This window comes from Corynebacterium breve, from assembly GCF_030252165.1.
GTDB lineage: Bacteria > Actinomycetota > Actinomycetes > Mycobacteriales > Mycobacteriaceae > Corynebacterium > Corynebacterium breve.
Genome location: NZ_CP126969.1, coordinates 99890 through 119259 on the forward strand (window position 1 = coordinate 99890; position 19370 = coordinate 119259).

At 59.1% G+C, this 19370-nt stretch carries 18 protein-coding genes, 1 tRNA gene and 1 pseudogene; 10 read left to right on the top strand and 10 right to left on the bottom strand.

Annotated elements, in window-relative coordinates:
- Window position 1 precedes the first annotated feature (1 nt).
- The 4 genes from QP027_RS00535 to QP027_RS00550 are packed head-to-tail and all read right to left on the bottom strand — an operon-like array spanning window position 2 to window position 5311.
- Window positions 2-403 (bottom strand): monovalent cation/H+ antiporter subunit E, encoded by a 402-nt coding sequence (locus QP027_RS00535; protein WP_284825247.1) that lies wholly within the window; start codon window positions 401-403, stop codon window positions 2-4.
- Entirely contained in the window at window positions 403-1932 is a 1530-nt protein-coding gene (locus QP027_RS00540; protein WP_284825248.1) for a monovalent cation/H+ antiporter subunit D family protein, read from the bottom strand. The genes QP027_RS00535 and QP027_RS00540 overlap by 1 nt, the downstream gene beginning before the upstream one ends.
- 2 nt (window positions 1933-1934) lie before the next feature.
- Window positions 1935-2387, bottom strand: coding sequence for a sodium:proton antiporter (locus tag QP027_RS00545; RefSeq protein ID WP_284825249.1), 453 nt, complete (start codon window positions 2385-2387; stop codon window positions 1935-1937).
- Window positions 2384-5311 carry a DUF4040 family protein gene (locus tag QP027_RS00550; RefSeq protein ID WP_284825250.1) on the bottom strand — a complete coding sequence of 976 codons (2928 nt, stop codon included), beginning with the start codon at window positions 5309-5311 and terminating at the stop codon, window positions 2384-2386. Before QP027_RS00550 ends, QP027_RS00545 begins: the two co-directional genes overlap by 4 nt.
- Before the next feature lie 183 nt (window positions 5312-5494).
- On the opposite strand from QP027_RS00550, the gene QP027_RS00555 reads away from it, so the two are divergent.
- Window positions 5495-6817, top strand: coding sequence for a hypothetical protein (locus tag QP027_RS00555; RefSeq protein WP_284825251.1), 1323 nt, complete (start codon window positions 5495-5497; stop codon window positions 6815-6817).
- A gap of 323 nt (window positions 6818-7140) precedes the next feature.
- Here QP027_RS00555 and QP027_RS00560 read toward each other — a convergent pair.
- Window positions 7141-7214, bottom strand: a tRNA-Pro gene (locus tag QP027_RS00560).
- Window positions 7215-7287: 73 nt separating this feature from the next.
- A complete protein-coding gene (locus tag QP027_RS00565) occupies window positions 7288-8190 on the bottom strand; it encodes a metallophosphoesterase (RefSeq protein ID WP_284825252.1) in 903 nt (300 codons plus the stop codon).
- A 33-nt stretch (window positions 8191-8223) separates the two neighbouring features.
- On the opposite strand from QP027_RS00565, the gene QP027_RS00570 reads away from it, so the two are divergent.
- Window positions 8224-8676 (top strand): GatB/YqeY domain-containing protein, encoded by a 453-nt coding sequence (locus QP027_RS00570; protein WP_284825253.1) that lies wholly within the window; start codon window positions 8224-8226, stop codon window positions 8674-8676.
- Between the two features lie 2 nt (window positions 8677-8678).
- Here QP027_RS00570 and QP027_RS00575 read toward each other — a convergent pair whose 3' ends face one another.
- Complete coding sequence (locus QP027_RS00575) at window positions 8679-11102, bottom strand: transglycosylase domain-containing protein (RefSeq protein WP_284825254.1); 2424 nt, start codon at window positions 11100-11102, stop codon at window positions 8679-8681.
- Between the two features lie 293 nt (window positions 11103-11395).
- Between QP027_RS00575 and QP027_RS00580 the strand changes: the two genes are divergently transcribed.
- The 4 genes from QP027_RS00580 to QP027_RS00595 all read left to right on the top strand — a co-directional run bounded on the left by QP027_RS00580 (window position 11396) and on the right by QP027_RS00595 (window position 13227).
- Window positions 11396-11701 carry a WhiB family transcriptional regulator gene (locus QP027_RS00580; protein ID WP_284826874.1) on the top strand — a complete coding sequence of 102 codons (306 nt, stop codon included), beginning with the start codon at window positions 11396-11398 and terminating at the stop codon, window positions 11699-11701.
- 18 nt (window positions 11702-11719) lie between these two features.
- Entirely contained in the window at window positions 11720-11878 is a 159-nt protein-coding gene (sp36, locus tag QP027_RS00585) for a Sp36 family protein (protein WP_284825255.1), read from the top strand.
- On the top strand, window positions 11878-12351 hold the full coding sequence (locus QP027_RS00590) for a RidA family protein (RefSeq protein ID WP_284825256.1): 474 nt from the start codon (window positions 11878-11880) through the stop codon (window positions 12349-12351). Before sp36 ends, QP027_RS00590 begins: the two co-directional genes overlap by 1 nt.
- 63 nt (window positions 12352-12414) lie before the next feature.
- The gene (locus QP027_RS00595) at window positions 12415-13227 is read left to right on the top strand and encodes an MBL fold metallo-hydrolase (RefSeq protein ID WP_284825257.1); all 813 of its coding nucleotides are present in this window, start codon (window positions 12415-12417) and stop codon (window positions 13225-13227) included.
- 72 nt (window positions 13228-13299) lie between these two features.
- On the opposite strand, the gene glxR is transcribed toward QP027_RS00595, so the two are convergent.
- A complete protein-coding gene (gene glxR / locus QP027_RS00600; RefSeq protein WP_284825258.1) occupies window positions 13300-13983 on the bottom strand; it encodes a CRP-like cAMP-activated global transcriptional regulator GlxR in 684 nt (227 codons plus the stop codon).
- A gap of 356 nt (window positions 13984-14339) precedes the next feature.
- Between glxR and nth the strand changes: the two genes are divergently transcribed.
- The 4 genes and pseudogenes from nth (at window position 14340) to QP027_RS00620 (ending at window position 17775) form a co-directional block, all read left to right on the top strand.
- Window positions 14340-15167 (top strand): endonuclease III, encoded by an 828-nt coding sequence (nth, locus tag QP027_RS00605; RefSeq protein ID WP_284825259.1) that lies wholly within the window; start codon window positions 14340-14342, stop codon window positions 15165-15167.
- Window positions 15168-15169: 2 nt separating this feature from the next.
- Window positions 15170-15757 (top strand): TlpA family protein disulfide reductase, encoded by a 588-nt coding sequence (locus tag QP027_RS00610; RefSeq protein WP_284825260.1) that lies wholly within the window; start codon window positions 15170-15172, stop codon window positions 15755-15757.
- A complete protein-coding gene (locus QP027_RS00615) occupies window positions 15757-16458 on the top strand; it encodes an NUDIX hydrolase (protein ID WP_284825261.1) in 702 nt (233 codons plus the stop codon). The genes QP027_RS00610 and QP027_RS00615 overlap by 1 nt, the downstream gene beginning before the upstream one ends.
- 124 nt (window positions 16459-16582) lie before the next feature.
- Window positions 16583-17775: pseudogene (locus QP027_RS00620) on the top strand (MarP family serine protease).
- Here QP027_RS00620 and QP027_RS00625 read toward each other — a convergent pair.
- Window positions 17776-18705: an alpha/beta fold hydrolase gene (locus QP027_RS00625; protein ID WP_284825262.1), complete on the bottom strand. Its 930-nt coding sequence runs from the start codon at window positions 18703-18705 to the stop codon at window positions 17776-17778.
- A 103-nt stretch (window positions 18706-18808) separates the two neighbouring features.
- Window positions 18809-19315, bottom strand: a complete 507-nt coding sequence (locus tag QP027_RS00630; RefSeq protein ID WP_284825263.1) for a phage holin family protein — start codon at window positions 19313-19315, stop codon at window positions 18809-18811.
- Between the last annotated feature and the right edge of the window lie 55 nt (window positions 19316-19370).

The following is a 19370-nucleotide window of genomic DNA, read 5'->3' on the forward strand; positions in this document are numbered from 1 at the left end:
GTTAAACCTCCTTGCCCGAAGCGGTGATGTCCGAGGCTCGGTACTCGTAGTACACCTCGGTGGGGTCCAACGGGGTGTCCTTTACCCGTGGGCACATGCGTTCTTCCATCTCCGCAAAGGCTGCGATGTCAGAGACCGGATCCGAGCCAAATGCGGACTGGATAATCAGAATGCGCGGGTCACCTTTGCGAACTGGCTCGCGCAAACCCAAAGATAGCGTGGTCGGGGTGACTGTAATCGACGTAGAAAGCCAAAAGATTTCCCAGTCAGATTCCACGCGCAGCGGATAGTAGATGATGACCGGGTTGATGCCGGTCTTGGGCTTGAACGCTGCAAAAGCAGCAGAGAAGCCGGCTACGATGATCTCTTTGATCAGCCAAAGGATGTATCCGAAGACGTGCATTAGTTGCCTCCTTGGAGGGTAGCTACATCGGGGATGCCGATGGGGTCGTCGCCAAGCACGGAGCTGACATAGGAGTCAACGTCGAGCAGGCTGTCCACACTGTTCAAACTGGCTTCCCACACCCAGCCGCCGCCGATAAACATGGCCAACGATACGGCCATGAGGGCAGTCGCCGGAGCGATGAGGGTGCCGCGGATGTGCAGGCCTTCGGGGAAGCGCTGCATTGGTCGGCCCCAGAAGACTTCGCGCCACACGCGCATCATGGCAAGCAGCGCGCCGAAGGACGCGACGATGATGGCTGCGATGACGATCCACGAGCGTTCGTCGCCTGCGCGGGCCGCGGCAAAGACGATGGTGAGCTTGCCCCAGAGTCCGGAGAATGGCGGAAGGCCAACGACGGAGAACGCGCCGGCCGCAAAAATCGCAGCTGTCCAAGGTTCGCGGCGCATGAGGCCCGAGAGCTTGGACAGCGTGCCCGTGCCGTAGGTTTCTTCGATCGCGCCGGAAGTCAGCACTAGGGAGCCGACGGTGATCATATGGTGCAGGGTGTACATGAGGCCTGCTGCGAGTGCGTAGCGAGGCTCGTCGTTAGTAAAGGCGAGCATGATCAGGATGAACGGCATGCCGTTGACCATCTGGTAGGCCAGTACACGGCGGATCGAGTTTTCCGCTAGGCCTGCGAAGGCACCGACCATCATGGAAATGATCATGATGACGATGATGAACCAGTTCCAGCGTGCGTCGAGATCGAAGATCACCACGTAAATGCGGAACAGCATGTACACCGCGACTTTGGTGTGCAGTCCGGAGAAAAGGCCCATGACTGCGGCCGAGGTGGATGGGTATGTGCGTGGTAGCCACGTGTGCAGCGGGAACACACCAGCCTTGGCCGCGATGGCGATCATCACGATGCCCATCGCCACGGTGACCGGTCCGTTGCCCGCTGCTGCGCCTGCCAGGGACGCGATGTTGACGGCCCCGGTGACGCCGTAGACATAACCCACGCCGAGCACCAAGAGGGTAGATGCAGCGAGGTTCACCAACACAAAGGTGCGGGCTGAAGCGAGGCGGTGGCGGGTGCCTGTCATGGCGATCAGACCATAGGAAGGCAGTAGCATGACCTCGATCATGACGAAGAAGTTAAACAAGTCGGCGGTAAGCAATGCGCCGGATACACCGGTGATCAATACCAGGGACAAGGAAGTGTAGAACCGCGCCCTTGTTTCGCCGGAGACGATCGCGAACCAATTTGACACCAGCGCCACCAACATCGTCGTGATCAGCATGATTGCGGCGAACTGATCGGCCATAAACGAAATACCCGTGCCGCCTTGGTAAAGGCCGATCACATGGGTGAGTGGTCCAGTCTCAGCGGTGTAGTTGTACAGCCAGATGCCTCCGGCCAGATTGATCGCTGGGATCAGGAGTGCAAGAACGTCGTGAACGATCTTGTTTTTAGCCAGTGCCGCAACCGCCGACATGATCAGCGGGAACGCGACGAAGATGGGGAGAAGAACGTCAGGTCCCATGTTTATGCCCCCTTCTTCCCGTTGTTGCCCAGTGACTTAGATGCCGTGCGGCCCGCGGTGGTCAACGGACTTGGCCCCTCGACGGCCATGTCAGCGTCCGGTGCTTGGTCGACGATGTTGTTGTCGGTGTAGCTTCGTGGGCGCCCGGACTCGTCGTCGAAAGTGTCATCGTGGTGGCCGAGCGCCGCCAACATGAGCAGGATCGTGGTGGTTGCCATCGCGATCACGATGGCTGTTAGGACGAATGCCTGGGGGAGGGGATCGGACATATCTTCCAGGCTTGTCTGCGATGGAAAAGCTTGGCCGCGCCAAGCGCCCACGCCGGCCGCGAGAAGCGACAGGTTGGATGCGTGGCCGAACAGGCTCATTCCGAAAACGATACGAACCATGCCGCGTTGCAAAATGAGATAGACGGATCCGGTGACTAGTACCGCGATGGTCAGCGCCATGATCATGGGCGTGCCTCCTTAGCAGTGATAGCGTTCGCGGAAATCCGTACTGGGTTGTCCGCTGGGTTGAGTGGTTCTGGGTAGGCGTCCACTGCATCCTCGGTGTCCTCGGGTTGAGGAACATCCGGCAGTGGGTTCTCGTCACCGCGGCGGTAAGCGAGTTCTTCCGGATCTGCACCTGGGCGAAGGTAGCCGCCAAGTCCGTTGAATGCCATCGTGAGCATGCCCAGCACGGCCAGGTAAATTCCTGCGTCAAAGATCAGCGATGTGGTCAAGTGCTCTCCTAGGAGCTCACCGTGGATTGCGTAGAGGAATCCTCCTTCGATCAGGCCGAGGAAGCCCGCGCCAATCGCGACAATGATGCCCACACCGGTCAAGATGATCGGCGTTTGCTTGCCGACGACCGGCTCGTCGCGTCCCTTCGACAGGTAGGACATGCCGAACGCGGTGGCCATGACAAGGGCGGCGACGAAGCCTCCGCCTGGGAGCTGGTGTCCGCGGTAGAAGATCAAAGCGCTGAGCACGATAAGAATCGGCGTGACAAGAACGACTGCTTTGCGCATCGGAATCGAGTTGAGCTGCGATTGACCGAATGGGCGAGGTCGTTCGCGCTTTCCAAACTTGTGGCGCGGCATCGACGAGGTCACCGCAGCAATTACCACGGCAGCCATACCCAGTACAGAAAGCTCGCCCAAGGTATCGAAACCACGGAACTCAACGATAATGACTGCGACGACGTTGTCCGCCGAGGTCATCTTGCTTCCTTCCTGGAGGTACCACATCGCAAGCTCGGAGCGATCGCGCCTTCCCAGCAGCGTGAATACACCAAGGAATGCAGTGATACCGGCAAGAACAGCAACGATGCCGGCGAAGATCTTCTGACGCGCCGGGACTGGTGGGAAAAGCCGTGGCTGGTAGCGCACGACGACCATGATCACGATGACGGTGAGCGATTCCACCAGGAACTGAGTCAAAGCAACATCAGGTGCGCCCAGCATCAGCATCTGTAAGCTCAGGCCCACACCAGCCGTGCCGATCAAAACGGCAGCAGCAAGCCGGTGTCGGGTGATCATCAGGCCGATCACCGAGATGGTGATGATTGCGAATGGAACAAGATCCCACCAGTTATCCAGTCCTTCTGCGCGCGGTGCCATCGGCATACCATCGATGCCCGTGGTGAACAGCAGCGTAGACATGCCAAGCGCTATCACGCACAGCACCAGCCACACGAGGTGTCGCGACGGGTTAAACGAGTTCGCCATGGCTCCCATGCCACGTCCTGCGGCAGTCATGCCCTGCACCAACTGGTGCAGCAGTTGGTTGCCGCTGGTTGGGAGAAGTTCACGGTCCTCAGTAACGGCCCATACTTGGCGACGAACAAACAGGAACGCGATTCCCGCCACCAAGACGAGGACAGAGACGATCAACGGAGCGTTGATGCCGTGCCACAGGCTCAGGTGTGATTCGTATTCGTTGTTGCCCATGATGGAATGGACGCCTGCTGCGATCGGCTGGTTGAGCGCTGGCAGGGCGAAGATCATAAACAGTGACATCCAACCAGGCAGTGCCGCCGGCAACCAGAGGGAAACAGGGGCTTCCTTGACCTCGGACATATCGCGAGGGCCGTCGACGAATGTGCCGAAGACATACTTCGCGGAGTACACGAAAGTGAAAAACGCCGAGATTCCGCCCACGATGAGAAGCACCGTGCCACCAGGAGCTTCCTGGAATGCCGTGAGCATGCCCTCCTTGGACAAGAAACCGAACAGTGGAGGGACAGCAGCCATCGAAGCAGCCGCGACAACAGCGGATGCAAATGTGAACGGCATCTTGTCGTAGAGCTTGCCCAGACGGCGGATATCGCGCGTACCCGTCTGGTGGTCGACAACTCCCACCAGCATAAACAGCGAGGACTTAAACAACGCGTGGGCCATCGTATGAACCATGGCAGCCGCGAGTGCTACCTCGGTGCCAACACCAATCGTGGCGACAATCCAGCCCAAGTGGGACACTGTGGAGTAGGCGGTCAGCTTCTTCAGATCAGTCTTTACTATTGCGAAGATTGCCGACATAAGCGCGGTACCAAGTCCAACGATAATGAGTAGCCAATTCCAAACGGCTACGTCGTGGAAGATCGTCGAGAAGCGAAGGAGCAAGTAAACGCCGGCCTTGACCACCGCAGCAGCGTGAAGGAATGCCGACACCGGGGTGGCTGCAGCCATTGCTTCGGGCAGCCAGAAGTGGAACGGGAACTGTGCGGCCTTGGTAAACGCGGACACCGCAATCAGAACCGCAACGGTAGTGGTCAGCGTTGGGTTGGCCGCCCAGGCATCGGAATGCAGGATCACATCGAGCTTTGTGGAACCGGCCACGACCGAAGCGGTGGCTAGGCCAGCCAAGAGCGTGAGGCCACCGATAAAAGTGAGCGCCAAGGTGCGGAAAGAGCCATCCTCGCCACTTGACCCCGAGCGGGCAATGAGCAGGAAGGATGCGATCGAGACAAGTTCCCAGGAAATGAAAAGGACCACGGCATCGTCGGCAAGCACTAGAAGCAGCACTGACAACGTGAACGCGGTCATAATCGTATAGAAGCTGGTGTTGCCGGTCTTTTTGGGCAGGTAGGCGGCGGAGTAAATAAACACCACTGCACCGATCAGCAGGGCGATGAAAGCGAAGAAGACCCCCAGCCCATCGGCACGCAAAGAGAAAGTTACGTCGTTGCCAGGGCCGAGAATGTCTCGTGCCCAAATGACTTCTGTGGTCAGCGGCGTGTCAGCAATTATGCCTGGCAACTCCTTAAACAGGAATCCAGCAGCGACAAGCAGAAGTGCGGCCAGGGGCCACCCCGCTTGCCGGTCGAAAAACCGCACTAGCAGGGGAGCGGTGACAACCGCTGCTCCCACCAACGCGAGGACAATTAGCAAAGTCACGCGAAAATCACACCCAACATGGAGCTCGCTTACAGATTGTTTTTTGTAACTTATTCAGGGTACCAACCGGTCTGGACACGGTGTGCCTACGCGTTCCGGCAAACGGAAAGTATTAGGTTGCTGTATATGAAGTCCCGCCTTTTCCTTGCCCTCCTTGTCCTCATAATCGGCATATTTGTGCCGATGAATCCCGCAAGTACGTGGACGTCGGGCGAGCAAATCGCAGGTGCTCCCCCAACACAACTCGGCCCGGACGAGCTTGTCGACGCCCGTCGCGCCGCCGGAGAAGCCAATACCCAAACAGGATTCTTAACCACTGGCACTGAAGATCTTGCAGACGGTGCCGAGGACCTGCGCGACGGAATGATCGACCTTGCCGATGGGGCCGAGGATGCCCGTCAAGGCGCCTCCGACCTCGCGGTGGGGATGAATTCCCTACAGGGAGGCATGGGGGAGCTCGGCAGCGGCGCGAATTCGGTGGCTGACGGAGTAGGTACGGCAGTAGATACCGTCGTCGGATTCGAGGCAATCAAGGGACAGATTATCGCCGCCATCGACCGCACGCTGGACGGTACAAACGGGGCAACAGACCAACAAGTTATCGACGCCCGTGACGCGCTGACGGGACTGCGCGGCGACGTCGAAGTGGCCCAACTCCCCGAGGACACGGTCACCCAACTCAATGAACTCAAAGACGGCTCACGCGAAGTGGCCAACCAGCTCACGCTCGAAGGTTACGGCTTCTACGACGGCATGGTCGCTGCCACCGGCGGGGCAAACACCCTATCCACGGGCATGGTTGAGCTCCGCGACGGGGCAAACACCGCCCGCGACGGAGCTCAAGAGCTCTACGACGGCGCTGAAAAGGTCGACACCATCGCGGGAAACACGAAGGACAAGGTCGACGCGGTTCAGCGGGCCATCCCGGCGGCATCGCCAATGACGGTGGCCGAAGGAGCTGAAGAAGTTCCCGATTCAGCTCTCTCCCACGGTAGCGATGCTGATCGCAGCCCTGATGGTGCTCGGTGGAGTTGCGCTTGCAGTGGCTGGCTTTGTCGCGCGCGGTTCTCGTTGGACGATCATCGGTGCAGGCTCAGCATTCCTGACCATCATCGGATTGATCTTGGTCATGGTGCTTGGGGTTGGCCTCTCACCTGCTGCAATGGCGTTGATTACGGTGACTCTGGCACTGGCGGCCTTGGGTTCCGCAGGCCTGACGTGGATCTTCCTCGCGGCGTTCGGCCCTCGCATCGGTGCGGCCGTTGCAGCGCTGCTCTCTGTGCTCCAGGTCGGTGTCGTCGGGTGGGTCTGGAAAGCTGCCTCGTTCGGCGAGATCTCCACCGCGTGGCAAATGGCCGCGGGTTTCATGCCGCTGAACTGGGCGACCACTTCGTTGTCAGCCGCGGGCAACGGTGGCTCCGAGCAGTCATTGTGGATCGGCCTCTTGCTCTCGGCTGCCCTGGCGGTGGTCGGCATGGTCGCGGTGTGGCGCGGTGCTCTCGGTGATGAAGTAGCCGATGGGATTGAGGAGACTGAGGAGCTTGAGGGGTCTGCCGACGAGACCGCGGTAATCCCTACGGCTGACTAGATTTCGTCGGTTTCCGGCCAAACTGACCTTTGCAAAATGACCTTTACCACTGAACGCACAAGGCGCCACTCGGTAAAGGTCAATCCATAAAGGTCAGTTTGCGCAGGGAGCCGTTCCGCAGGGGGCGCACGACGATCCGCCGCACGGAGACGTTCCGCAACCTACTAATGTCAGCCCATAGGCCCCAGAAACGAAGAAGACCCTGCATGCTGGAGAATTCCAGACCACAGGGTGGACACCGTCGGGATAACAAGATTTGAACTTGCGACCCCCTCGTCCCGAACGAGGTGCGCTACCAAGCTGCGCCATATCCCGTCGTACCAAGGAAGGTACAAAAAGCACTGTACTCTTTGGTCGCAAAACGACAAAAAATGGCAACTACCTGGGACTATTTTGACTCCGTAACCCGGATCAGGGTGGCGGAAGGGCGGCAGAAAATGCGCACGGGAGCAAACTTGGAGGTGCCCAAACCATTCGTCACTTCCAGCCACATGGAGCCGTAGCGGTGCAGGCCAGAGGCGCGTTCGCGGTCGATGTCGGCGTTGGTCACGATGGCTCTCTCGCCGGGGAGGCAGATTTGTCCGCCATGGGTGTGGCCGGCGAGGGCCAGTTGGTAGCCGTCGGTTTCAAACTGGTCGAGTGTTCGTCGATAAGGCGCGTGCAATAGCGCGATAGAAAGGTCGGCGTCTTCGTTGGGGGCCCCGGCAACTAATGAGTAGTCGTCGAAGTCGTGGTGAGGGTCGTCTACGCCGGCAAGAGCCAGACGAACCCCGGAGGTTTGGAATTCGATGCGCTTGTGGGTGGCATCTTGCCAGCCGTGCTCGATGAAGGCGGCTCGCATTCCCTTCCAGGGCAGGTCGACGTAGCTTGGTTCGCGCTTGGAGCCGGTCAGGTACTTGAATGGATTGACCATTTGCGGGGCCCAGTAGTCGTTGGTGCCAAACACGAAAGCTCCGGGGCGGTTCAGTAGGGGGCCCAATGCGCGGAGGACGTCGGGCACGGCGCGCTCGTCGGAAAGGTTGTCTCCGGTGTTGATCACCAGGTCGGGGTCGAGCGCGTCCAACGCAGAGACCCAAGCGATTTTGGTGTCTTGGCCGGGGATCATGTGCAGGTCGGAAACATGCAGAATAGTGAATGCGTCCTTGCCGCGCAGTGTGCCGGTTTGAAGCAACGGCAGTTCGTAGGTTTTTAGCTGGAACTTGTTCAGCTCGCTGACACCGTAGGCAATGGTCGCCGCGCCGGCAATGCCCATGGCTGCAGCGGCACCGAGAATAGAGGAGAACTTCACCATGCTTACTTTACAGGTGGCGTACTCTTGGGAAACATGAGCGAATTGAAAGCAAAGATCCGTGAAGACATGAAGACCGCCATGAAAAACAAGGACAAGGAGCGCCTCGGTGCGATCCGTATGCTCCTTGCGGCGATCCAGACCGAGGAGACCGCTGGCGTCAAGCATGAAGTTACCGACGAAGATGTGTTGAAAGTCGTCGCGCGCGAGATCAAGAAGCGACGCGAGTCGGCGGAGATTTATGCAGCGAACGGTCGCCAGGAACTAGCTGATGCGGAACTCGCCGAGGTTGCGGTTTTCGAGGATTACCAGCCGAAGCAGCTTGACGACGACCAGGTTGCCGCGCTTGTCGACGAAGCCGTCGCGGAGACAGGTGCCGAGTCTATGAAGGACATGGGCCAAGTTATGAAGGTGGCAACAGAAAAAGCCGCTGGCCAGGTTGATGGCAAGCGACTTTCTGCTGCGGTGAAGGCGCGTCTCGGCGCCTAAGCCTACTGGTTGAGGAGCTCGTTCAGACTGTCGTTGATGAGCCGTTCGAGCTCTTCAGTATCTATCTCGGGGATCGCAGGCGGTGCAGGCTCACCGGCTGGTGCCGCTGGAGCGCCAGGTGCGTCAGGGATCGCCGGTGCCGGGGCTGCGGGGGCCGGGCGCGAAGTCGTGCCATCGGATACGTTGAGGACGATCTCGGAACCCTCTGCCATGGTCGGATCCTGTGGGCTCACAGAGACAACGTGCCCTGCTGGGATGCCGTTTCCTGCAACTTTTACAGTAGAGACTGTGAATCCCTTTTCTTCCAGTTGCTTGCGCGCATTGTCTTCGCTTAATCCCACGATGCCGGCGACGAGTTCCTGATTGGTACCACCGTCGTAGCGCGCATCATGGCTTGGTAGTGGTGCGCCCGCAACTCCAGGAACGTTGACTGCCGTGCGGAACCAAATTTCGGCTGGCTCGCGGCCACCGTACAGGCTGCCGTCGCCACACTGGCGTACCGGCGAGGTGCACAGCGACGATGTCACGGTACCGTCATTGAAGATGTACGGTGCCGCTGCAAATGCAGTGTTGTAGCCAAGGAATGCCGAGGACTGGTGTGACTCGGTGGTGCCGGTCTTAGCAGCTACCGGTGCGCCCCAGCCGAACATGCCTGCTGCGCGTGAAGCGGTACCAATCGTGGTGTCGGCGCTGAGGCCCGAGGCCACGGCGTTGGCCACACCGGGGTCGAGTGCTTGCTCGCATTCGGGGCGCTCAAGGAACACTTCTTGGCCATCGCGGTCGGTGATGGATTCGATCGGGTTCGGCTCACACCAGCGCCCGCTAGAGGCCAGGGTGGCGCCAACATTGGAAAGCTCGAGCGCATTTACAGCAGTTGGCCCAAGGGTGTAGGAACCCATGTTGCCTTGCTTGAAGTAGTCAGCGATGGAAGCGTCGCCGTTGTAGCTGCCCGGGGTGGTGTAGGAACGCAGGCCCAGGCGTACGGACATATCAACCACGGCCTCAACACCGACGCGCTCAATGAGCTCGATGAACGGAGTGTTTGGCGATTTGGCCAGCGCATCACGAAGGGTGAGCTGTGGCTCAAATGTGCCCACGTTTTCCACGCAGTACTTGCCAGGAGGGCAGTTCTTTGCGCCCCCGGCGCCCATACCGGAAACCTCGACGCGAGCTGGAACGTTGACCAAAGTGTCCAGGCCCATGCCCTGTTCAACGGCGGCAGCAGCAGTGAAGAGCTTGAAAATCGAACCTGCGCCATTGCCTACTAGCGACGAGGGTTGTGGCAGGTATGTCTCGCCCGCATCGAGATTCAGGCCGTAGTTGCGTGACGACACCATCGCCCGGATATTGCGGGAGTCTTCGCCCGGCTCTACGACGTTCAATACGCCAGCCACACCGGCCGCGTTGGGATCAACGGCGGTTGTCACTGCGGTGTAGGCGGCATCTTGCATCACCGGGTCCAAGGTGGTGCGAACAGTGTAGGAATCGTTTTGCAGTTGTTCTTTTGAAATGCCCTTCGCTTCAAGGTAGTTCACGGCGTAGTCGCACATGAAGCCCTTGTTGCCTGCGGAAATGCAGCCGTTAGGTAGTACATCCGGGGATTCTAGAACGCCGAGCGGCTCGGCCTTGAATGCATCGGCAGAAGCCTGGTCAAGGTAGCCGGAGCTCACCATCGCCTGCAGGACGGTGTTGCGGCGCTCCGTGGCCCCTTCTTCGTTGTAGTACGGATTCAAGGCTTCAGAAGACTGCACAATGCCGACAAGGAGAGCGCTTTGGGGAACGGTGAGTTCGGCTGCAGATACGCCATAGTAGGTGCGGGCTGCGGCTTCGATTCCATAAGCGTGGTTACCAAACGGCACTACGTTGAGGTAGCGGCCAAGGATCTCGTCCTTGCTGAGGTTTTTGTCTAAGTCACTCGCCATGCGCATCTCGCGCAGCTTGCGGGGGACTGATTGCTCGGTGGCCGCAATCTGCTCGTCGGTGGACTTGGCATCGACGTGCAGCAGGTAGTTCTTCACGTACTGCTGATTGATCGTCGAAGCGCCCTGTTCAACGCCGCCAGCGGCGACGTTGGCCAGCAGGGCGCGGAAGGTTCCTTGGAGGTCCACGCCATCGTGCTCATAGAATCGGCGGTCCTCGATGGCGACGAGGGCGTCCTTTGCATGCTGCGAGATCTCCTCGGGAGCGACCTCGAAACGGTTCTGGTTGTACAACCACGCCATTGGCTCACCGTTGACATCGGTAATCGTCGTCACGCCCGGGGCTGTCCCGTCGGTCAAATCGGACAAATTCGACTGCATCGTTTCGTTCGTGCGCGCGACGGCAGCACCCCCGATACCCGCAATCGGGGTTAGACTGAGCGCAATTAAAACTCCGGAGGCAACAACTGCTCCGGCTAGGTTTCGCAGGGATTTTAAGGAACTCACGGGTTATACCCTACGGTGTTCGCGGCCCGCATGGGAATAGATGCATCCCCCTAGAAGTGTGACCTGTTCGACAAGGTGCACTGCCTGTGAATACACTTACAAGCACAGCTAATTAGTCTGCCATGGGCACGAGCTGATTTCTCGAAAATTGCTAAAAGAAATTGTTTGATTACCCCCGGCAGAGCGCTTCGCGCAACGCAAAGACCTCCCGAAAGGAGATCCTGATGACCGCCACATTGCCTCGAGGCTACGCAGAGACCAGCGATCGCACGGCTACTGCAGTACCAACTCCGATGAAGAGTGATTCAGACGGTCAGCTGGTTTTTGATCGGGGAGAGTGGGTCACTCAGGCGAAGTGTCGCACCGGCGACCCTGACGCACTATTCGTTCGTGGTGCGGAGCAGCGCAAGGCAGCAGTCGTGTGCCGTCACTGCCCGGTCCAACTGGAGTGCCGTGCGGATGCACTAGACAACAAAGTCGAATTCGGTGTTTGGGGCGGCTTGACCGAGCGCCAGCGTCGAGCGCTCTTGCGGAAGAACCCGCACATCACTGACTGGGCAGCGTACCTTGCCAAGGGAGGCCCCCTCGAGGGGATCTAACTCGGTACAGTAGAGCCCATGAAGAAATGGGAATACTCCACTGTGCCACTGCTCACCCACGCGACCAAGCAGATCCTGGATTCTTGGGGCGAAGACGGCTGGGAACTAGTTACCGTCATGCCTGGCCCAAATCCGGAAAACGTTGTCGCTTACCTCAAGCGTGAGGTGGTCGAGTAATGACCGCACAAAAGTGGACCGAGCGCCTAGCCGATCTCAACATCACCCTCCCTCAGGTTGCCGCACCTGTCGCTGCATATGTGCCTGCAGTCCAAGTGGGTAACCAGGTATGGACCTCCGGTCAGTTGCCTTTTGTCGATGGCGCCTTGCCTGCTGAGGGCAAGGTTGGAGCCGACGTTGATGCCGACTCCGCGTACCAACTCGCGCGTACCGCGGTGTTGAACGCAATCGCGGCAGTTGACGCACTCGTCGGCGTAGATAACATCACTCGCGTGGTCAAAATCGTCGGTTTCGTCTCTTCGGCACCTGATTTCACGGGGCAGCCAGCGGTGATCAACGGCGCTAGTGAATTGGTTGAGGAGATCTTCGGAAAATCAGGTAAGCACGCACGTTCCGCGGTGGGCGTGGCCGTTTTGCCACTCAACGCGCCAGTCGAGGTTGAACTCATCGTTGAAGTTGCTTCGGGCCAGTAATAAAACACCCCATTTCTTGGGAAACGATTAGTGAATCGGCCACGTGCCTGTAGGGTGGAGTGCATGGAGCACCCTGCTTACAGTCAGTTGCGGCCGGTTACAGAGTCCGCCGCAGTCGTCTTGGCCCCTAACCCAAGCTATGCAGCTTTGGAAGGGACAAACTCGTGGGTCATTCGTGACCCGGAGGATGAATTCAGCATTGTTGTAGACCCCGGCCCGGCGGATGAGGGCCACCTGAACGTATTGCAGGCCAAGGCCGAAAAAGTCGGTCTCATTCTGCTGACTCACCGCCACCATGACCATGCGGATGGTGCGGAGCGGTTCCGCCAGCTCACGGGCGCGCCCGTTCGAGCATTCGATGCGCGCTACTGCTTTGGTGGCGAGCCTCTGACCGACGGTGAAATCATCGACCTCGACGGCGTGACCCCGCAGCTCAAGGTCGTGCATACCCCAGGACATACCGCCGATTCGGTGTGTTTTGGCGTATACACCGACGATGTTGCAAAAAACAACCTTGAGGGAATCATCACCGGCGACACCATCGTTGGCCGCCACACCACCATGATCTCTGAGACTGATGGCGATTTGGGTCAGTACATCGAGACTCTCGAACTCCTCGAAGAACAGGGCAAAGACGTCATGCTGCTGCCCGGTCATGGCCCAGAAAACCCTGACCTCTCAGTGTTGGCACGCAAGTACATCGACCGTCGCAACTTCCGCCTCGAGCAGATCCGGAAGGTTTGGGCCGAGAAGGGCACCGACATTGACCTGAAGACGCTTGTCGACGAAATGTACGACGACGTCGACCCCGTACTTCGAGGCGCAGCTGAGCAATCCACCCGAGTGGCGCTGCGCTACCTCCAAGCTCAACAGTAGGAAGGTTCGGCGAGGGGTCGTCGAAAAGCACAAAGCCGACTGCACAATGCAGTCGGCTTAACTTTTGGTGTTCTAGCGTGCGCGTTTAGCCAAGTGCTCGGTATCAACGATGAGGACGGACTTGCCTTCTAGGCGGATCCAGCCTCGGTGCGCGAAGGTGGCAAGTGCTTTGTTCACGGTCTCGCGGGAAGCACCGACCAGCTGGGCGATCTCTTCCTGGGTGAGGTCGTGGTTGACGCGCAGCGCTCCGCCTTCCTGCTGTCCGAAGCGGTTCGCAAGCTGCAGAAGCGTCTTGGCAACGCGGCCAGGGACGTCGGTGAAGATGAGGTCGGCCAATGAGGCGTTGGTGCGGCGCAGGCGACGGGCGAGGACGCGGAGGAGCTGCTGGGAGATCGACGGATGCTCGTCGATCCACTTCTTCAGCAGGTCGGAGTTCATCGTGGCCGCCTGGACCTCGGTCACACAGACTGCGGAGGATGTGCGTGGGCCTGGGTCGAAGATGGACAGTTCGCCGAACATATCAGAAGGGCCCATGACGGACAAGAGGTTTTCGCGACCGTCAGAGGCGTGGCGGGCAAGCTTTACCTTGCCGGAGATGATGATGTACAGGCGATCGCCTGGTTCACCCTCATCGAAGATGGTGGCCCCACGTGGGAATCGGACGGACTCCATGTCCTTGGTCAGATTCTGCACTGCAACAGGGTCGACACCTTGAAAAATGCCAGCACGGGAGAGGGTTTCTTGAACGCCTTCCATTTGTGCTCCTTCCCAACTAGTTCTAATTCCTGCGCGTCGCATGGGTGGCGAAGCCAGGGTCGGTACCCGACCTCGTCAGCGGCGGGTGAAGACGTATGTGTTCGTAACCACACTACCGCCGAATTCGTCACAGTGTAGGAAAACCGCGCAATTGGTCACAGTATCAAGGGTAGCACCTTTAGATGCGGTCAAAGTCACTTTCGTGGCTAAGGGGGTGATGCGGGCTACTCGCCAAGCGCGGTTGACTCCATTTTCTCCATCCCGATAGGGAAGAGGGCAAGAAGGAGCGGGACCCCGAGAACAAGAATTGCTGTCATGCCCGCAATCTTATCCTGTGAATCGCTAAGGTGTGAACTATGCGCGATCGCCCTACCCTAAATGGACAACTTACCCCACAGCGTCAACGAATTCCGGGGAAGCATCCGGCGTCTCAAGGCACCGAAACGGAACTGGGGCGGACACGTCGGGCGCGACGCATCAATCGCACGCTAGCTGCAACATTCCCTGACGCTCACGCTGAACTGGACTTTAGCAATCCGCTAGAGCTTCTCGTGGCCACCGTGCTGTCCGCCCAGACCACCGACGTGCGCGTCAATCAGGTCACCCCAGCACTCTTTGCCAAGTACCCCACAGCGGAGGCTTATGCGGCCGCAGATCGCACAGAGCTTGAAGAAATCATCCGGCCCACAGGTTTCTACCGAGCCAAAGCCGGCCACCTCATTGGGCTCGGGCAGAAGTTGGTGGCTGATTTCGGCGGACAGGTACCTCGCGCGTTGGATGATTTGGTCTCCTTGCCTGGTGTCGGGCGCAAAACCGCCCATGTCGTGCGTGGTAAGGCTTTCGGCATGCCGGGACTAACCGTGGATACCCACTTTCAGCGCCTTGTACACCGACTCAAGCTCACCGATGCAAACGATCCGGTAGCGATCGAGCGCGAAATCGGCGAGCTGATTGAGAAAACCGAATGGACAATGTTCTCGCACCGCCTCATCTTTCACGGTCGCCGAGTGTGCCACTCCCGCACCGCCGCCTGTGGCGCATGTCCGATCGCCTACGATTGTCCTTCTTTCGGTCTCGTCGGTCCGATCGAACCCGCAGAGGCAGCCCGGCTTGTCCGTGGCGAAGAGAGGGAGCATATTCTGAATATGGTGCACGGCCCCACGGCACCGGACAGTGGAGAATAAGAATGAAGAAGTCGGTCCTCATCAGTGTTGTCGTCATCGTCGTGGCAACGGCACTTCTCGTGGCCGCGGCAATCAGCATGCTTTCCGACGACTCCTCTGGCAATGCCGAGGGTCCTGCCGCGGGGCAGGAATTGCCGGCGCAGGGGTCGTCGACAAGCAAAATCGCGGAGCGCCCAGATTGCCCAGCAGAAGGCGCTGGCGGAGTCGCGCTGGAGTGTCTCGGCGGCGCACGTGGCGCAGCACAGCAGGATCCCGAGCATATTTCGGTGGTCAACGTCTGGGCGTGGTGGTGCGCGCCGTGTCGGGAAGAGCTGCCGTTCTTCGACGAATTTGCGCAAAGCCATCCGGAATACACGGTGGTGGGTGTCCATGCTGACACCAACGCAGGAAACGGAGCGGCGATGCTCAATGAGCTGGGAATTGAAATGGCAAGCTACCAGGATTTTGATAACAGCTTTGCGGGAACCTTGGGTCTACCCAACGTCATCCCAGTTACGGTAGTCTTTCGCGGTAACGATCAAGTTGGATTCTTCCCCACGCCATTTAAGTCGGTGGAGGAGCTCGAGGAAGCGGTTGCAGAGGTGGTCTAGTGTTCCCAGATGACATCCAGGTGCGACCTCACGCCGCGCCGAATTGGCTGCATCCGATCATTAAGCCACGCCACAAGCGCGCGATCGAGGGCGTAGGGGAGCCAGATCCTCGCACGATGACTAAGCGGGCAGCCGTACTGATGCTCTTTTCAGGTGACGCGACAGCCGAAACACTGCCCGACGACGCAGGCGTCCTCCTGACCCACCGCACCCCAACGATGCGTACGCATTCTGGACAGATGGCTTTTCCTGGCGGGCGAATTGACCCTGAAGACCGCGGTCCCGTCGAGGCCGCGCTGCGTGAGGCCAACGAAGAAACTGGCCTGGACCCGGCGACAGTACATCCGGTAGCGACCATGGGGCTGGTTAGCGTGCGATCCAATGGCTACCCGGTGCACCCGGTGATTGGCTATTCGGATTCGCACCCACAGACATGGCCCGCTAGCAAGGACGAGACTGACGACGTTTTCGTCGCCGCCATCGAGGAACTGTTGGAGCCCGATCGTCGTATCACGGTGGGATGGCACGATTGGACGGGACCTGCATTCAAAATTAATGGCTACCTTGTGTGGGGGTTCACCGCGTCTTTGCTCAGCTCCGTTTTTGCCACCTCAGGCTGGGAAAAGGAATGGGACCGTGAGCGAGTGCACGAGCTGACTGACGTGCTGGCGCGATCGAGGAATGGCGAAAGACACGGGTAGCGTTCCTGAGGAAAATAGAAGGGCTTGTACACTGTTGCTGAGTAGTATCTCAGCCTCATCCTTCGCTACGGCTGCTAACCGATACTGGACCTATCAGACCGACACGTAAGGACGTTTCCACCTCGTGACCGCCACACTCATTGTCGATGCTGTAATCGTCGCAATAATTCTGCTGGCGCTTTTTAGCGGTTGGCGGCAAGGCGCATTCTCATCGATCCTGTCGGCTGTCGGCGTTCTCTCAGGTCTGGTGATCGGCCTCGCGATAGCCCCATTCGTCATCAAGCTTGGCGACACCGCCCTGATGCGGCTCATCCTGCTCGTCGCGGTGACCGTGCTCTTTGTCGGCTTGGGCAATCTCGTCGGCGCCACTATCGGCGGGAGCGTGCGCGATCGGATGCGTACCCTGTCCTCGCAAAAGGTGGATTCCGTGATCGGCGCTGTGATGCAGGCGCTGGCAGCGATCGTCGTGGTGTGGCTGATCTCGATCCCCCTCGCAGCGAATATTCCCGGCGATATCGGTAAAGGACTGCGAACCTCCAAGATCCTCGGCGGGATCAACAAGGTCGCGCCTGACTGGAGCACGCAGGTGCCCACGCAGCTGTCGGCGCTTCTCGACGAATCGGGCCTGCCGCCATTGGTCTCACCGTTTGAACCGGCGGGCAACCAGGAAGTAGACGCCCCCGATGCGAATGCAATTGATATGGCCGTCATTGAGGAAGCTCGTGAGTCCATCATCCACGTGCGCGGAGATGCCGACGAGTGCGAGCGTCGCCTGATGGGATCCGGATTCGTGGCCGCCGAGGATTATGTGATCACCAATGCTCACGTGGTGGCCGGAACCGAGTCGGTGGCACTTGACACTGTGCTAGGAAACATGGATGCCACGGTGGTTTATTACAACCCCGACGTGGACATCGCCGTCCTGCACGCGCCCGAGCTCGGCCTCAAACCGTTGGGCTGGTCGGAGGAACTAGCAGAAACAGGCTCCGATGCCATCGTTATGGGCTTCCCAGCCTCGGGGCCTTTGAGGCAGCGCCAGCCCGGATTCGCGAACGCATCACGATTGCCGGCCCGGACATCTACGCCACTGGTCGCGTCGAGCGCGAGGCGTATACCGTTCGCGGCACCATTCGCCAGGGCAACTCCGGTGGGCCTATGACCGATGTGGATGGTCGCGTGATCGGTGTAGTCTTCGGCGCTTCGGTGGATGCTACTGACACGGGCTACGCGCTGACCTCGCGCGAAGTGCTAGACAACATCGGGGACTTCACCACGTTGACCAAACCGGTTGACACGCAAAAGTGTGCCGCGCGCTAGCTATTTGCTTGCCAGTGAATGCGCGTAGTTCGCCACAAACCTGACAAAGCGGGTTGGTTGCTCGATGTGGGGCAAGTTCTTAGACCCGGGGATGCTGACTTCTTCTACCGGAGCATCGACCCGTGCCCGCGACCGTGCAGCGACGTGGTCCCACAACCCTTGAGGCGGGTGAACCAGCAGCGTGGGCGCGCTGACCCTGGCCGAGGCCGACAGTGGGATGCGCAACTTCGGTGTGAGTAGCCGCGAATTATGCACGATGTGTGGCATCGCGTTACCAATTCCCGCGGCGGTGATGCGCAGCTGCAGAAACTCGCCGAAACGCTGCGTCGACTGAAACGATGGGGTGGTGTTCAGCAGCATCTCGTAGCGCCACACCGGAGCACGTAAGCGAGTCAGGCGAGTAAGCAGTCCGGAGGGAAGTTTACCCACCGCTATGCGGGTGAGCATCGGGATAAAATTCCATGGGCGCGCAGTAATCGCGCGGCGCAGATCAGATGGGTGCGCCGCTGATGCGGATACCAACGCAGTCACGCGTTCGGGGTACTGCGCAGCACAGGCCCACGCAACGCTGCCACCTGTGTCGTGGCCGACGAGTACTGCGGCCTTGTGTCCCAGCGCGGCGATGGAGCCTGCGACATCTCCTGCTGCGATGCGCATTTCGTCGCCCGGGACGGCAGGGGGTTTGTCTGACATGCCATAGCCCCTCATGTCGAGCGCAGCCACGTGAAAGCCCTCGTCGGCAAGTGGGGCGATGACGTCCTTGAAGTCGAGCCAGGCCCCGAAGGTGCCGTGAAGCAGCAGAATGAGAGGGTTGGCGGGGTCGCCAGCTGTTGCCGCGTGCAGGCGGATGCCACGGGTGTGCAGCATGTGGTGGGTGAAATCCCCATCGAGTTCTACGACATTGGGTGAGGTGGCGTAGCGTTTCGCCATCTTGAGCTGGTGCCTTTCGCAGGGGTCGTCGATAAGTAAGAACGAAAAACGCCCGCTGGCCTCTTGCGCGAAGGGGCTAACGGGACGTTATTCGTCGTGCTTTCTAGGTGTAGAGGCTCGAAGAGTCCTTTGCCAAGTTCTTCTGCGCCTTACCTGGAACCAAGCTCTTGAGCTCGTTAACAGAGTCGATGGTGCGTTCCGGCTTCTTAATATTCTTGACTTTCTGGTAGCCGAAGAAACCAGCGATTGCCGCGACTACAAGCATAATCAGGAAGACGATGAGGAACGCCGCCCAGCGATCATCAAGCCACACTGCGAGCAGCTCCGCTAGGAAGAAGAAAAAGAAGAACGACGAGTACAGTGCGATTGCGCCGGCCACGCCAAACGCGCCGCCACCGACGGCACCCTTCTTTACCTCGCCGGCGATTTCGGTCTTTGCCAGCTCGACCTCAGAACGAACCAGCGCAGACATTTGCTCGGTAGCGTTGGAAACAAGCTGACCGATGGAGTTTTCACCAGGGCGGGTCGAATCAACATCGCGAAGTGGGATCGCGTTTACCTTTGCGCTCACTGCGTCGGAACCGTCAGTGTAAAGACCTTTGTTGCTCACGTTTCTAACCTTCCTCGGTTACCTTTTTGTCTGTGGGTGAGATCTAACTTGTCCC

What these genes read in the sequence shown, in the direction of transcription:
- QP027_RS00535 (WP_284825247.1), bottom strand. Translation starts at nt 403, where the DNA reads ATGCACGTCTTCGGATACATCCTTTGGCTGATCAAAGAGATCATCGTA.
- QP027_RS00540 (WP_284825248.1), bottom strand. Translation starts at nt 1,932, where the DNA reads ATGGGACCTGACGTTCTTCTCCCCATCTTCGTCGCGTTCCCGCTGATC.
- QP027_RS00545 (WP_284825249.1), bottom strand. Translation starts at nt 2,387, where the DNA reads ATGATCATGGCGCTGACCATCGCGGTACTAGTCACCGGATCCGTCTAT.
- QP027_RS00555 (WP_284825251.1), top strand. Translation starts at nt 5,495, where the DNA reads ATGAATCCCGCAAGTACGTGGACGTCGGGCGAGCAAATCGCAGGTGCT.
- QP027_RS00565 (WP_284825252.1), bottom strand. Translation starts at nt 8,190, where the DNA reads ATGGTGAAGTTCTCCTCTATTCTCGGTGCCGCTGCAGCCATGGGCATT.
- QP027_RS00570 (WP_284825253.1), top strand. Translation starts at nt 8,224, where the DNA reads ATGAGCGAATTGAAAGCAAAGATCCGTGAAGACATGAAGACCGCCATG.
- QP027_RS00580 (WP_284826874.1), top strand. Translation starts at nt 11,396, where the DNA reads ATGAAGAGTGATTCAGACGGTCAGCTGGTTTTTGATCGGGGAGAGTGG.
- sp36 (WP_284825255.1), top strand. Translation starts at nt 11,720, where the DNA reads ATGAAGAAATGGGAATACTCCACTGTGCCACTGCTCACCCACGCGACC.
- QP027_RS00590 (WP_284825256.1), top strand. Translation starts at nt 11,878, where the DNA reads ATGACCGCACAAAAGTGGACCGAGCGCCTAGCCGATCTCAACATCACC.
- QP027_RS00595 (WP_284825257.1), top strand. Translation starts at nt 12,415, where the DNA reads ATGGAGCACCCTGCTTACAGTCAGTTGCGGCCGGTTACAGAGTCCGCC.
- glxR (WP_284825258.1), bottom strand. Translation starts at nt 13,983, where the DNA reads ATGGAAGGCGTTCAAGAAACCCTCTCCCGTGCTGGCATTTTTCAAGGT.
- nth (WP_284825259.1), top strand. Translation starts at nt 14,340, where the DNA reads ATGCGCGATCGCCCTACCCTAAATGGACAACTTACCCCACAGCGTCAA.
- QP027_RS00610 (WP_284825260.1), top strand. Translation starts at nt 15,170, where the DNA reads ATGAAGAAGTCGGTCCTCATCAGTGTTGTCGTCATCGTCGTGGCAACG.
- QP027_RS00625 (WP_284825262.1), bottom strand. Translation starts at nt 18,705, where the DNA reads ATGGCGAAACGCTACGCCACCTCACCCAATGTCGTAGAACTCGATGGG.